The 14,715-nt window shown below is 38.7% G+C and carries 16 protein-coding genes; 1 reads left to right on the forward strand and 15 read right to left on the reverse strand.

Annotated elements, in window-relative coordinates:
- Positions 1–100 precede the first annotated feature (100 nt).
- The 14 genes from BUA17_RS15685 to BUA17_RS15755 form a co-directional block, all read right to left on the reverse strand.
- Positions 101–556, reverse strand: a complete 456-nt coding sequence (locus BUA17_RS15685) for a hypothetical protein (protein WP_072734202.1) — start codon at positions 554–556, stop codon at positions 101–103.
- 47 nt (positions 557–603) lie between these two features.
- Entirely contained in the window at positions 604–1,068 is a 465-nt protein-coding gene (locus tag BUA17_RS15690) for a hypothetical protein (protein ID WP_072734203.1), read from the reverse strand.
- 19 nt (positions 1,069–1,087) lie between these two features.
- Positions 1,088–1,774, reverse strand: coding sequence for a hypothetical protein (locus tag BUA17_RS15695; RefSeq protein ID WP_139295669.1), 687 nt, complete (start codon positions 1,772–1,774; stop codon positions 1,088–1,090).
- A 307-nt stretch (positions 1,775–2,081) separates the two neighbouring features.
- Entirely contained in the window at positions 2,082–2,564 is a 483-nt protein-coding gene (locus tag BUA17_RS15700) for a DUF4279 domain-containing protein (protein ID WP_083584730.1), read from the reverse strand.
- 1,028 nt (positions 2,565–3,592) lie between these two features.
- Complete coding sequence (locus BUA17_RS15710) at positions 3,593–3,901, reverse strand: hypothetical protein (RefSeq protein ID WP_072734206.1); 309 nt, start codon at positions 3,899–3,901, stop codon at positions 3,593–3,595.
- A gap of 83 nt (positions 3,902–3,984) precedes the next feature.
- Complete coding sequence (locus BUA17_RS15715) at positions 3,985–4,389, reverse strand: hypothetical protein (protein WP_072734207.1); 405 nt, start codon at positions 4,387–4,389, stop codon at positions 3,985–3,987.
- A gap of 215 nt (positions 4,390–4,604) precedes the next feature.
- Positions 4,605–5,210 carry an oxidoreductase gene (locus BUA17_RS15720; RefSeq protein WP_072734208.1) on the reverse strand — a complete coding sequence of 202 codons (606 nt, stop codon included), beginning with the start codon at positions 5,208–5,210 and terminating at the stop codon, positions 4,605–4,607.
- Between the two features lie 374 nt (positions 5,211–5,584).
- The gene (locus BUA17_RS15725) at positions 5,585–6,184 is read right to left on the reverse strand and encodes a hypothetical protein (protein ID WP_072734209.1); all 600 of its coding nucleotides are present in this window, start codon (positions 6,182–6,184) and stop codon (positions 5,585–5,587) included.
- A 585-nt stretch (positions 6,185–6,769) separates the two neighbouring features.
- Positions 6,770–7,507: a UMP kinase gene (gene pyrH / locus BUA17_RS15730; RefSeq protein WP_063564016.1), complete on the reverse strand. Its 738-nt coding sequence runs from the start codon at positions 7,505–7,507 to the stop codon at positions 6,770–6,772.
- Between the two features lie 293 nt (positions 7,508–7,800).
- Entirely contained in the window at positions 7,801–9,522 is a 1,722-nt protein-coding gene (locus BUA17_RS15735) for a helix-turn-helix domain-containing protein (RefSeq protein WP_072734210.1), read from the reverse strand.
- Between the two features lie 45 nt (positions 9,523–9,567).
- Entirely contained in the window at positions 9,568–10,344 is a 777-nt protein-coding gene (locus tag BUA17_RS15740) for a (2Fe-2S)-binding protein (protein ID WP_072734211.1), read from the reverse strand.
- Position 10,345: 1 nt separating this feature from the next.
- Positions 10,346–11,386: an ABC transporter substrate-binding protein gene (locus BUA17_RS15745; protein WP_072734212.1), complete on the reverse strand. Its 1,041-nt coding sequence runs from the start codon at positions 11,384–11,386 to the stop codon at positions 10,346–10,348.
- A 136-nt stretch (positions 11,387–11,522) separates the two neighbouring features.
- Positions 11,523–11,801 (reverse strand): hypothetical protein, encoded by a 279-nt coding sequence (locus BUA17_RS15750; protein WP_072734213.1) that lies wholly within the window; start codon positions 11,799–11,801, stop codon positions 11,523–11,525.
- 145 nt (positions 11,802–11,946) lie between these two features.
- Positions 11,947–12,531: a chloramphenicol phosphotransferase CPT family protein gene (locus BUA17_RS15755; protein WP_072734214.1), complete on the reverse strand. Its 585-nt coding sequence runs from the start codon at positions 12,529–12,531 to the stop codon at positions 11,947–11,949.
- A gap of 441 nt (positions 12,532–12,972) precedes the next feature.
- Between BUA17_RS15755 and BUA17_RS15765 the strand changes: the two genes are divergently transcribed.
- Positions 12,973–13,587 carry a hypothetical protein gene (locus tag BUA17_RS15765; RefSeq protein ID WP_072734215.1) on the forward strand — a complete coding sequence of 205 codons (615 nt, stop codon included), beginning with the start codon at positions 12,973–12,975 and terminating at the stop codon, positions 13,585–13,587.
- Between the two features lie 276 nt (positions 13,588–13,863).
- Here BUA17_RS15765 and BUA17_RS15770 read toward each other — a convergent pair whose 3' ends face one another.
- Entirely contained in the window at positions 13,864–14,700 is an 837-nt protein-coding gene (locus tag BUA17_RS15770) for a carbohydrate ABC transporter permease (protein ID WP_072734216.1), read from the reverse strand.
- Between the last annotated feature and the right edge of the window lie 15 nt (positions 14,701–14,715).

Raw genomic sequence — 14,715 nt, forward strand, 5'->3', positions numbered from 1 at the left:
TTCAACATACCAATAAAATAATCGATTGGAGCGAACGATTGCCCATCCACATGAACACTTTGTTATCCGATGTTGATGGGCCTTATGATCATTCATTTTATTACTTTGTTATTCTTTCTTTATTGCCTAATATGACTTCATGAATTTCATCATATAATTGTAAATCTATAAATTCTTCATGAATCCATAGTCCTTCCTCAACATCGCCTCCCCCCATACCTCCACTAATCCCATCACCAGGAAAGAGTTTCTCGTAATATAGTCCTTGGCCTTCTCCCTCATTACAGTCCCATGCAATGGTATCTAAATCTTTTAATAGAGTATGTAATGTCTCCTCACTGCAATTTACTAGTTTCATAGGGCAAGACAAGTAGATTTGTCCTCCATCATCACCTTCCATAATTACATATGCATCTGGAGTATCTACAGCTTTCTTAAAACTATCTACAAATTGGTTGTTCGGTAGTCCGTTTGCTTCATTAAGGATATGTCGTACAGGGCTATGGTGCTCTGGAATTACACTCATCTGATTGTTTTCCTCTTTTTTTCTTTCCATAAAGATACACCTCTTTGTTAGATATGTTTTCTTGGAGTTATCTGAAATTAGTTATTTACTTCATTCACTTCATTCATTCCTATGACTTGTTCAATTGCTATATTAAATTCTTTAACATTAATGTTTAACTTAATTATTCCTTCTTTATCAAGCCCTTTTGTATCTAATCTAAAAGTACCCGCCACTGCTTCCGAACTATTACCATCAATTTTCTCATTTATGTTTAATTTAATGTCTCTATCGATTAATTGATTCTGAATATCCTTACTTATGATTGGCTCAACTGTTTTTAGCATTATTGATTTATTGGTTCTATTCCATAGATTGAAATTATATGTTACGACTGTTATACCTGCATCTTCTTCACTCCCTCCCAGTCCAATTGAAATCGAGTTTATTATTAACCCGTCCTCAACAATTTCATCCGCCTTCATACTGTTTGAACTACAACCACTTAGGGCTACTATTATTAAAAGAAATATTAAACTCATTGCATGCTTTTGATTCTTCAATTCAGGAACTCCTTTAGATTTATTTTCCTATTACAAAATCACATAGATTATGTTCAAAGTCATCTGAATTACAATATGGTGGAACAGTTGGGCTATTTCGAACCGTAAAATCAATAGAATACTGATCGTTTGGATACTCTTTAAAGCTCTTATAATATATGAATACTCTTACTTTATACTTAGCTGAAGGTAAGGCATTAATTACGTTATTTAAATCCTCTGATGTCAGTGTTTCATTTTTCTTTCTTAATTTAATCCAAATATCATGTCCATTATTACTCCAGTAACGAAGAGTTTCAGTCTTGCTTTCGTTATAATCAAATTCCAATGGTGCTATTTTATCAACAAAACCTGCTTTTAAGTTATTCATATAACTTTCCACATAAGGCTTCGCGCGGTTTGTTTGATAAGTATCAATCACATTATTAGCCACATCGACGACTGGTAAAGTAAGAATAGCGGTAACAACAATGATTACAATACTTGGGCCAATATAGGAGTTGGAATTGTAAATGAGTCTGCCAAGTAGTAAAAAAACGATTGTTCCTACTACCGCCAAAGCAGCAACCCCGAAAGCAGCAGGCTTGTTATCACTACTAATGAAACCACCGCCAATATTAAAGATAAAAAACATGAAAGAATAAAAACATCCAACGCCGACTCCTACAGCAGATAACAAATAGATTAACTTCAAAATTCTTCTCACAATTCCCGCATCCCTGCTATAAATTAATTATTATTTCCTCCTAGTGAAGCAACATAACTTTTATCTTTCTAGTATGTTCTCACCTAAATACAGTCTTTTGCTTAAGATTTAATTAACTATTTTCACTGGAGATTATGTATTTAATATTTTATCAATTATCACTCATCAGAATGTTCCAGATAACATTCCTGTGTTCACGATCCAACGTATACTGGGTGTCTCTATCTTGCCGGACCCAGGACGAATGTCCATAGCGTGTATAAAATGTTATCTGATGTCCATTAGTTCGAAGCGTGTCTTACGAACTTTATTTCTTTATTTCTTGTTCCAATTCTTCATTATATGGATTTATATACAAATCCACATCAATTTCAGCATGAATCATATTAACGAATTCAATAAAATCAGAATCGAAATAAAGAGCAGGAGTTTTGCCCTCTTCTATTCTGATTACAATGAAAAATTTCGTAAATAATCGATGTTCAATCCGAATCGAATTGATTTCTTTCACTTTATTTTTTAATAGATCAACTACTTTTGTTAATTGGTGATTTACATCTAATGATTCTTCATACTCTGTACCTAATGTCCATGATGTTTCTTTTATTCGATGCCTTTTGTTAATTATATCGCCTTTATAAGCCGTATTCGTAGGTTCAATTTTAAGTATTGAAGTTACATAATTCGGATCGAATTCATCTCCAAACAAACTAAAATAAGCCATTACTTCGGTTTTGTCTTTCAGGAGTTTCACCTCTTTAAGAATTGATGTATGGATTTCGCCTAACATTCAAAGATTCGCGACTGGCTTCATTTTAGATAGCTCTTATCTTAGGATAAAACCTGTGTGGGTAAGTTATGCTTCTACTGTATCTATTTCATACAATCAAGGGCGTATGCTCGTAGCGCGAAACTTTTGTTATGTGATGTCTCATTCCACCTGAAACACTCCAAAAAATATTGTTTAATCAGAAAATATATACCAAGTGAAATCCTCATTTAATCCAGAAATTTTTAATATCTTCTACTATAATTTCTGAAATATGTTTGGATGAATCCTGCGGGTATAAACATATTGTTACGATAAGAGTTAAACATATCATTAACCCTACAATAACTCGTCCAACGACTCTAAATCCGGTGTATTTAAGCAAATAATAAACTAAACCAGAAGAGATCAGAATAATCATACCATTCATCATAAAGGTTATGGGCAAGCTTATGATTCTTCCTAATCCGGTGTTAGGATATTTTAATAAAAGTAAAATCTCTAATACTACAAATGGAACTGACAGTAGCACAATGTAAAAAAAATGACTTTTGAATTTTCTCTCCACCACTGAACTCACCTACTCCAACTCTTTTAATACAATTTCACATAATATTTGGTGTTTACAAGCCCTTGAACCCTAACTGACCACCAATAACTAGAGAAATTTCACTATTTCCCTGCTTATCGTTCATCAGCGTATATATATTATCATCCATTGTAATAGACACAACAAAATATTCCGGTCCGCCTCCAACTAATGCTGAATCTGTGTCTGTTATCTCAAAAAACTAATGTAAATTTATCTCCATCGAGTTTTCTCAACAAACGTTAACTGTCTGCCCAACCCTTGATCTTCTGCCTGCAATGAAATGTTAACCAGATCATCAACTTTCACCGAAACCAAATACATATGGCTTTTCTAACTCTGTAATGGTGCCTTCATATGTCGTTCCTTCAGCATCATCGAAGGCAAGCTTGCCACCAAGTCTGCGATCCATCTTTCCTGTTGCGAAAGGGGACCATTAGGAGAAGGAACTAGGCTTTCATCACATATATCCATCTTCAGGTTCACCAACTTCAAAGCCCAACACTTTTGACGCTTCCAGCTTAAATGTTTCTATCCAAGACACCCAATCATCAATATTCATCTGTGCATAAAATGATAATCCACTAGGCTCTACGGATGCCTCAATAAAAACATAATCCTCTTCAGACCCAAACCAATATGGAACTCCACTTTTATAACCCATCCACCCTGGCATACTCTCATATACTTTAGAAACTTTAGCCCACACCTCATCAGGCAGATCATACCTTATATTTAGGTTGCAATGATGAGAATTTATGTTGTTCATCTACATTCTCTCCTTCTACATTGGAGGTGTATGAAGATATATCCTCTGTTTTATGTAAAATATCACACTTGTTTGATGCTAATTCAAGGATAGATCTCTTGGTCTTTATATACTATTTTCGTTATCATTTTTGAATATTTTAATCTCGTTATTTCAATGAGTTCATTTGGCTGCATCATATTCACGATGTGACTATCATTTATTTTAATTTTGGTGTTACCTCGTCCCAATCCTTTGACTATTACGATGTTATTATTCACATCAACTATTTGTCCAATTGTGTTGAAATGCTCTTGTTTCTTGAGATCAAGGTATGTTACACAGCCAAGTATACAAAATATAATAAAGCAAAAAATTGATAACGCAGTTGTCCATGCAGGAGGGTGATATGCTAAGTTATTGGCAGTTACTTGAATTACGATTATAAAAATAAATAGAACGATGAATAGAAATTGCTTTTTTAATTTGCCTTTAGCTTTTTCGTTCATAGCTTCTCCTTATTAGGTTTTCTGGTATTTCACATAACGTTCTTATCTACAAACCCTCACTACCTTAAAGAATGCAGCGACTTGCCGCGATTCGGTTAGATAGTACAGGGTCACCTGCTGACTTCACTTCTCCGAATACCCTCGGTAAACCGAGAAGTGAAAGCAACGCGGCGTAGATATATTGTTATCTAGATGTCAATTACCTTCCACAATACTTATAAATTGTACTTTATTTTAATTCTTTCATATAACTTATAATCCGTATTTCTATTTACAATCTCTCCAATTAACTCTTTCCATTTATTTTCAATCCACTTAGGACTTTGTTCTTTCAGAACATCCTCGTTAAATTGATTATCAATATACTCCAAATCTTGTTTAAGCACTCCTATGTCCTGAATAAGTTGATTTCTCGATTCTTTTTCTAGCGATATCTTATTCGATAATATTTCTCCTATAATTTCTACTCTTATATGCGTATACATATCTCTAAACACATTATAGATTAAATAGGTTGAAGATAATTGATCTTCCCGGAAGTCGGATTTCAGAAAGACGAATGATTCTTCACCCACTTTCAAAGATACTGCCATATTTCCTAATGCGTGTATGACTGTTTCCTTCGAAGAATTGTCCTCTAAGCTTTTGATCACATTATCTAAATTGTAGATTGATTCTTTTATACCAATTTGAGTTCCATGATTCAGTTTAACCGTGTAATCAACTTCTTGATTGTCTTTGTACGCTTTAAATTGATAGTTGAAGTACATGCTTATTATCAATCCAACCATTAGTATGATTATTGCTATGTTTTTTTTCATTGAATCACCTCGTAATTTTCAATGGAATTCCTAAAATATCTAATTTTTTTGCTTTTCTAACATACAACATATTGCATCTACTAGTGCCTGAACTACGTATATGATAACCCATATTGTTACATTTAAGAAGGTGAATTGGCGAATAAGGGATAATCATTAGTTTTCTCAAACCCTTATCCATATAGATCAAAAGAATAAAACGATAATTGTTCAAAATTAGTAAAGGCACGGGTTATACTCACAAATATCCAGTATATACACTGCAGTTTACTCGTTTTACGACATAAACAAGAAAGGTCAGCCTAGAGAGGCTGACCTTTCTTGTTTAAAAATGAGGACAGAACTTATTACATAACCTTAATTCATTTAATCAGTTAATCAATAATTTTTTTAAGCTCAAAAATAGTTGCCTCTGATAACAAAATAAGCCTATCGTTATTAACAGCTAAAAAGCTTAAACTTACAGGTATGCTCATTTTTGTAGAAGAGTCACTTATATCTATTGCCTTTATTTCATCATTTATATGTAAGTCTGGGATATCTATTTTATAATATCTATAAAAAGAGTCAGAGTTATAGCATGTCGCCGTAATCTGATATAATGGATTTTTTAGTTCATATTGATATTTCTTATACTTTTTAAGTCCTTTTGATGAAAAAAAGTCTTTTTCGATTACAATTTTATCTCCAATAAATTTTTGCCCTGTTGGATATTCAGAAGCATCATTATATGAATTTGCAAATCCTAAAAGCTTCTCAACTTTCCAAGTTCCATAGAAATATTTATCAGTTTCACTATCCAAGCTTATACGGTCTACCGTACAATAATCGGATGTGTTTTTTTGAATAATAGCCTCCTGAGTTTCAGGTTTAAGCTCACTAGAAGTATTGGGATTTGATATCTTTTCAACATTTCCACAAGCCGATGCTAGCATCAACATTATCATCATACAAGCCAATATTGTTTTTTTCATATCTCACACTCCTACTATGAAGTTATGATTTCGCATGTTTACTCGCTTGCTAACTGAATTAATCCCCGTATGGGTTAAAATCTTCTGTTCCTTCTTTTTATATCACCATGTGCTATTAGCTACTTCCATACAGCGAATAATTCTTCATTGCTATATAACAAATGGGGGATACTTTTTCTTTACTTTCCGATGACTTTATCAGTTTTGCCTCAGTGTTTTTTTCCGGTTGAGTTGTTACATGTTTACTGGGCGGCTCACTCTAGCAGAAATTATATCAGAGCAATTAAAGCAAGGAATGACATAAAATTTACATTATTTATGAACAAAGTTAACTATATGTTATCTAAATCACAAACAAAAATTTCCAATCTCACCCATACGCTTGCACTTGGTAACAGCAACGCTGGTATTACCCCGACTTAAAGGATTCTGAATATCTAACTTGCTTTAAGCTTGGAAGGTCTGACTTTGTGGAGCCATAAACAAAATCCCACTCCATGGCCGAGTGGGATTTTGAATAGAACTTCTCTTTTGTGGAACTATCGTTTCGCTAAATCAATGGGAGAGTAGTATTGCTAACATATTTCATTCCAACTCTGAAACTGATTCGCCACTAATTATCGTACCGTTATTCTTACCTTCACAAATTTCTTTCATCGAGCCTGGTTTATCGAAGTTAAACACATGCATTGGCAGATTGTAGTCTCTTGCTAAAATGAAAGCTGATTGGTCCATTACCTTTAAGTTGTGTTTTAAAACGTCGTTGTAATGAAGCGAACGAAATTTCCTTGCATCTTTATCAAATTTAGGGTCTGCATTAAGAACACCATCAACACCTTGCTTTGCAACTAATATAGCGTCACAATTAACCTCGATGGCTCTTTGTACTGAAGGATAGTCTGTTGTAACGTAAGGTTGACCGTTCCCCCCTGCAAAAATTACAATATAGCCTTTTTCTAGATGGTGGATTGCTCTTAGACGGATGTATGGTTCTGCAACTGAAGTAATAGGTATTGCCGTCATTACTCGTACTTCCTTTTTGGTCTTGGCTTTAAGAACTCCACGAAGCATTAAACTATTTACTACAGTCGCAAGCGTCCCAATGTTATCAGCTTCTGCCCTTTCTATCCCCCAGCTTTCCGCCATATTGCCTCTGAAAATGTTACCCCCACCTATAACTAACGATACTTCAACGCCTAAATTTACTACTGACATAATTTCATCCGCAATATGGTCTAACCTTTCTGGCTCAAAACCAAATTCAGAGTTTCCTGCTACTGCTCCACCACTTAGCTTAACGAGAACCCTTTTGTACCTTGACAATTATTACACCCCCATAAAATAAAAACACTAAAGCAATAAATGCTTTAGTGTCCTAATGGAATGAAAATATGAAATTACGCAAGTCGACTGAATGTAAGTCTTCCGTTTCCACCTCATACTCCCACTCCTTCATGTTTTTTCCATCAAGTAATTTTACATTACGTGAGGCTAAATTGCAATTACCGTCAATATTAAATCTGCAAGCAATTTCAATAAGTTATAATATGATTTACGATGCGCCGTATCAAAGAGCTACCTTGCCGTTTTACGAACAACAAAAAAATCATAACCCCTCAAGCCAACAACGCCTGTTCAATCTGATCCACAATGCCATTAATGCCTGTCGGTCCATAACAGCCGATCCATGTCGCAGCATCTACGGAATGTATTTGCTGTCGCTCACCCGTATCCAGCAACCCCCACACACGCTGTTCTGTCGCGGATATCCCATCCTGCATAAGCTCATTACTGAGCAAAAAGTAGTGACTGGCTTGTACAGCCGTTAATCTATCAACCGAGATATGATAGGCTGTGTCAGCGGTATCGGATACAAATAACGGAACAGGCAGACCCAGATCACGGTACAACACAGCACCTGTACGATGAGCGGCAGAGTGAACCCGAACGAGAGAGTCCAGCGGACGAATCAATGCCACACTTTTACCTGCCAGTACTGGAGCCAGTTCTTCGGACAGCAAAGCAGTACGTCGATGATAATCCGCAAGTATACGCTTGGCCTCTGCCCGCTTGCCTGTCAGTTCACCGAACAGACTCAGGATGTTCTGCCAGCTCTCATTACGCTTGAACATAATCACTGGAGCGATCCGGCTTAACCGTTCAACGTGCTGATCATGCACCTCAGTGCAAATAATCAGATCTGGAGACAGTCGTTCCACAGCAAGCAGATCAGGGTACTCATACGTTCCGAGCAATTCGGTAGTTTGAAGTCCTGCCCTGATATATTGCGGGAAATGGAACGTTGCACTTCCTACTCCTACACTTCCCGCTGGAGACAACCCAAGCGCAATCAAATGATCGGCATACTGGACATCAAGTACAGCGATACGTTGCGGTAACTCGGTGACAGTATACTCTCCTCGCATATGGCAGATCACCGGGCCTTGGGCTGACTCATACGAAGAAGCCAATCGATTCCGCAGCAAGGAATGAGCATAGTTTGCATCTGTTTCCGAAGCGGCAGCAAGCCGATAACGCAGCGGAGGAACGCCATAATATTTCTTAAACGCCCTACTGAAATAATACATGTCACGGTAGCCCATTTTGTCAGCAATTTCCCCAATGGGAGCATCCGTATGATGCAGCATCCGCGATGCATTCTCCATGCGTAGCTGGATGACGTACTCCATCGGTCCGAGCTGCTTCTCTTGTTTGAATCGTCGCTGCAACTGTCTTACACTGCACCCAGCGAGGGCTGCCAGCTCTTTAAGCTCCAGATTCTGACGATAATGCGATGATATATATGACACGACAACATCCACCATGTCGGACTCTGCTCCGCCTTGACCACATTCATACTCCATGATCAGTTCGTAGATCATCACCTGGAGCAACGCATTGGCATGAAAACGTTCCAGCCCTTCGCCACGACGCCATTTGGCAACGATTTTTTCCGCATTCTCGATCCATTCCGCTTGGGTCACCGGATTCTGAATAAACGAAGTTTGCAGTGGGTGTTTGCGATACGAGCGTATAACATGAGAGGCTCCTTCCATGGAAGAAGCCTTGTACATGATCACGATATAATAAAGTTCGTCTGATCTGGCGGTCAGCGTGAAGGATGTGCCCTCCACCACATGACAGGCAAAAGAAGCTCCAATGTGGCAAACCTCACCATTCATTGCAAGCTCCCCTTCCCCTCCGCATGCCAGCAGCAACACATTTGAAGTTATTTCTGTTTCGCTAAGAACACTGCCTGTCTGCAAAGTACCGCTATACCCGTCGAGCATCTTGATCGTCGTATCACTCCATAGACTTGTCTGTTCTTGCAGCGGCATTTCTCTCATCTCCTGACAATAGCAAAGGTAAAATGGTTGCTGTTGTCATTTTAATTGAGATTTATTCTCATTGTCAATTTTCGGACATTTTCTGCAATATTCCCCTGACATCTGATAATAAAAACAACAGGTGATCCGCTCGCTTTTGGCAACGTAGCCATTGTCTTTGCATTCGGTGAAGCGAGTTAAGGGATTCTTTCTCACGCCAAAAATCTGCCCGGATGCCACCTGCGTCAGATAGGCAAAGTCTGCCTGAATTTGCCCTCTTTCCTGCTCCGTCTCGTTTTCATCCGTTGTGTATAGGCGGCCAATGCGTACCATGATATTCTCCCAAAGGATACTCATTGAAAGTGGAGCAATCACAGCAAGCATCTTTAACAGCGGTGTAAGCTGTACCGCAAACATCTCCTCGACCACCTTTTCCCGCCATACTGCCCTGTCTCCCGCTAGTCCTTCAGCCTGAAGTCCATTCACCGCTAGAAAAGGAAATCGTGTGCCGCCCTTATGATCTGAGAGCGCCGGATGATAGAGAAAGCTGTTCTCCAGCTGAAACGAGACATGCTGATGATGAAAAGTCATCGCGGTCACCAGCGGAGCCGTCCACAGATAACCGATCCGTTTGGCTAACATGGAAGCGGCAACTTTCATATCAGGCGCATCGATGTACTCCTGAAACCAGCTGATATACTCTCGGCATGCCGCTTCGTCATGCAGTTCACTTAAAGCAATGGTACGGACACTATGTTCAGGCGGCTCACCAAGCAAAATCGAATGATCCTTCACTGTCTCTTTCCATAAGTCTGTCGAGAGATAATGGGTCATATTAATTCGATCCGAGCAGGGCTTCCGATGCCTGATCTACAATAAGATTAATAGCAAGAGGTCCGTAATATGCGATCCAAAGTGTTGAGTTTACGTCATACGTGCGGTTATTTTTCACAGCATCAAGGGACTTCCATACAGGATTACTTACCATAGCCTCAGCTTCTGCCGCAAACAGTTCATCTGACAGTACAAAATAACGATCTGCGCCAATCTCAGGCACCTTCTCCATTGAGATTTCAACAGAAGTATCATCCTTGATTCCCTCAACCAGTGCAGGCATATTCAAGCCCAGATCCTGATACAGAATAACACCTGTACGATGCTCAATCCCATGAACACGAATGCCTTCTTTACGCGGACGAATCAGCGCTACCGTCTCATCACCCAGCTTCTCCGCCAGCTTGGTCTTCATTCCAGCAACTTTTTCCTCATACGCCGTGCGCACTTTCTCTGCCTCGTCCTGCTTGTCTGTAATCTTGGCGACCGTAGCTAACGTATCATGCCAATCTTCGTAGAAGTCGAGGACAAGGGTAGGTGCAATTTTGCTTACACTCTCATACTGCTTCTCCTGGAAGTCCGTCATGATAATCAGATCCGGGTCCAAGGCTACAATTGCTTCCAGATTAGGCTCGTCCCGTGTACCCAGAACCTGTACATCACTCGGTTGATCGCCTAAGTATTCTGGAAAATCAGTGTTTCCTCCAGCGATAACACTGCCAGCCGGCTTCTCGCCAACGGCTAACATTTGATCCAGGAATTTGACATCAAGCACAGCAATTTTCTTTGGTTTTTCATTTAGGGTCAGCTCGCCCTTCATGTGTTTGATCGTTACGGGAAAAGCTCCGTCCGTCTGAGTTCCTTCATTCGCAGGTGTCTCCGCTGGCGTTGCCGCAGACGGCTTGCCGCTATCTGTACTTGTTCCGGCACCGCAAGCCGTCAGGACAAGAATAAGGGCTAACATCAAGCCCATGAATAATCGTGATTTGCGAGCAGCATATGCCTTGCTTCCGGCAGCCTGCCCCTTTGTTCCTTGAATCATGATGAATCCCCCTTATGTATAATACTGATAATGATTTTCATTATCGAAACATAAAGAGAGTATAAACGATCTCCGCATCGCGTTACCATGTACTTTTGCGACATTTGAGCCGGACTAATGCGACATCATCAGCCGCTTATCCGCCCTTTAATTTCTCAGCGATATACGCTTGCAGTCGGTAAATGTCTGAAAGAAGCTCTTCTTCCTCCAGCGTATTTCCATACTCCCCTAGCCAGCGCGGTGTGCGGATATGCCACTCGTTAGACATGTATTGCTGTTTATCTCGATACACTAGAACATGTTCCAAGAAATACTCCAAAGAGCCGAAAGATCGCTTACGACTGTCGTTGATGATGGATTGTGTTTTCTCAATGATTGCCTGTAACATGTGTTGGATATCATCTTCTGGATTCATAAAATTTTCCCCATTTCAACTGTGCAAAAAAAGAAAGGCCCTCCTTCTTCCCATGGGGAATCAGACAACCTTTCAATTCTTTCGGATTTTTCCAATGATAATCTTTAATCGTTTAATTTACTAATCTACTTCAGTCTCTTCTACTTCAGTCTCTTCTACTTAACTTCTTAAATGCCGCGTATTCCTGCTCGGAATTCATATAACTTAATATCTTTTCTGCACATGCAGCTGAGCTAAGCTCTTCCGTATTCACTTCCAGATCATATTCATCATAGGAGTATATGTAGTCGAATTGGGAATGGGCCAGTCCAATCTCACGATCTCCCCTGGTCTGCTCTCTTCTGGTAAGTTCTTCTTTGGAGCACTGCACGCCTACAAACAATATTGGATAATCCGATAGTAAATCATAAAAACCATTAAACCACTTGTCATTGCTGATGACCGTATCCACGATGACATTCAAACCCATTTCCGAAAACAGTTTAATGGTTGCATAGTACAACGAATTGATGGGGTCGAACAGGATATCTGTCATCACATGGTGTTCCACTTCTCTTGTTGGTTTCATATCTGGATATGTAGTGTCGATGAATTGATCATAATTATGAAGAAATTGATCTACAGATAGATGATGAAACGGAATGTCCCCCTGATTCTTCATTTCCATCGCGATGCTTGTTTTCCCCGAACTTGATGTTCCGTTCAAAAATATAATGAGTCCTCGTTCCATATCTATCACCCTTATCTATAAAATAAAAAAACGCTTCGGCTCGGCCGAATTACCACTCTCTCCATCCTCCTGGATCTCCAACCCTGCAAGCCTAGCCGCCTTGTCGATAAAATCAGCCAATTCTTAACGTTCCATCATCTCAATAAAATAATCTTGGGCCTCATTCATTTTGTTAAACCTAATCTCTCTTCTGTGAAAATCTCATATCCGTATTTAACCATTCTCTCGTTCCATAGTTTCGTTGGTTTTTCATGAAACAAATTTTGTAATGTCATTGGAATCAATCCCTTCCACTGTTACCTTGAGTTATTGAATTTTGAATTCAATAATTACATTTTATAATATTTGTATAATTAATTTACAATAATTTTCAGTTATGTGTATAGTAGAAATGCAGCAAAATCCTTGCAAGGAACTCAAATTCACGGAGTGGGTGAGATCATGTCTCTTTTCAAAAATAAATTAATACTAACCTTTGTATTGTTATTCTTAGCTTTCTCCATAGGTACATTAGCATATATGAACGGTCAATCAAAACCGGAGAAGCCCATTCATAATGTCGTCAACCTTTCAGCAAACTCCCTAACATTTCATGAAATAGATAAGCTGGATGCATTCGCTGAATTGATCGTCATTGGCTATGCAACAGAAAATTTCAAAGATCGCGAGCATATCATAACTGCATTTGATGATGGGACCATGCAATCCTTTCACACTAACACGAACATCAAGATCGAAAAAATATTGAAGAAACCCGAAGATTTCCCTTCAGATCAGAACGAATTAACGATCATCGAACCCGTCAGTCTGGAAGGAGACGTCAAATATACAACCAATGACTATATGGAACTACAGAAGGGTGATAGAAGTGTGCTTTTCTTAATGAAAAACTCCTTTGGTGATTATGGATTAATCAATGATAACTTGGGAAAATTCAGCTTGGAAGGGATAACTCAATATAGTGTACCTCAATCCTCCACTGCACAAGCGTTATCAGAATACGAAACATTTCGTAACTCTGTCATGGAGAAGTATAATATACAGCAAGTAGAATAGCAGACCACCAGCTATAACATGATTAATTTGAGTCGAAACAACTCCAAACAGTTACTCTTCACCATCCATTTTTGGATAATAAAAAATACAATCGTATAATAGAAATACTTTCTTTTTTTCATTGGTTGGCAAGTAAAGTTAGTTCATAATATGTTGAATGTACAAAGAAACCGTCTCTTTTGGTATATGGTTGCTTACACACCCATTTACCAAGGAACGGTTTCTTTTGATATTACAATTTATAATAAGGCTATCTATTCCGCCCTGTATGATTGTTCAACCTTTTATACCGCTAAATGTAATGCCGCTAATAAACGTCTTTTGAAGAAAAAAGAACAAAACAATAATAGGTAATGTCATCAAGGTGGATACCGCCATTAATAGACCCCATTCGGATCCCTTTTGACTCTGAAATTGCTGCAATCCGAGCGAAACCGTGTAAGATGGTTCATTGGTTAAATAGAGCAAGGGGCCCATGAAATCAGTCCAGCTCCCCATAAATTGAAACAATGCCACGGCCAAAACGGCGGATTTGGCTAGTGGAAACATGATCTGTAAATATATGCGGAACTCACTAGCACCGTCTAAGCGGGCCGCTTCGCGGAGGGCATCAGGCAGTCCCATGAAAAACTGTCGCAATAGAAAAATGTAAATGGGCACTCCAAAAAATTGAGGTACAATCAGTGGAAGAGATGTTCCTACCCAACCTAATTTAGTAAACAGCAGGAATAGAGGAATCATCGTCACCTGTCCGGGAATCATCATCACAGCAAGGGTCACAAAAAAAAGTATACCTCTCCCACGGTACTCTAACTTGGCAAAACTATAGGCAACCAAGGGACAGGATATGATCACACCCAGCGTACTAACGATTGTTATAATCGCCGTGTTTTTCAGATATGTCCAGAAAGGGATATACTCAACGGCACGGGAATAATTACTCCACAGAATTGGATGCGGAATCCACTCTGGTGGGAATGTAAAGATTTGTGTGAGTGGTTTAAGAGATGTGGAAAGCAGCCAAATGAACGGAATAATGAAAAATGCAGAAGCAACAATTAGACATACATAGGCTAACGCACGATTGATTCTTTTGATAGCGGTAGGATTCATCCCTTACTTCCTCCT

The organism is Paenibacillus sp. ov031 (genome assembly GCF_900143165.1).
GTDB lineage: Bacteria > Bacillota > Bacilli > Paenibacillales > Paenibacillaceae > Paenibacillus > Paenibacillus marchantiae.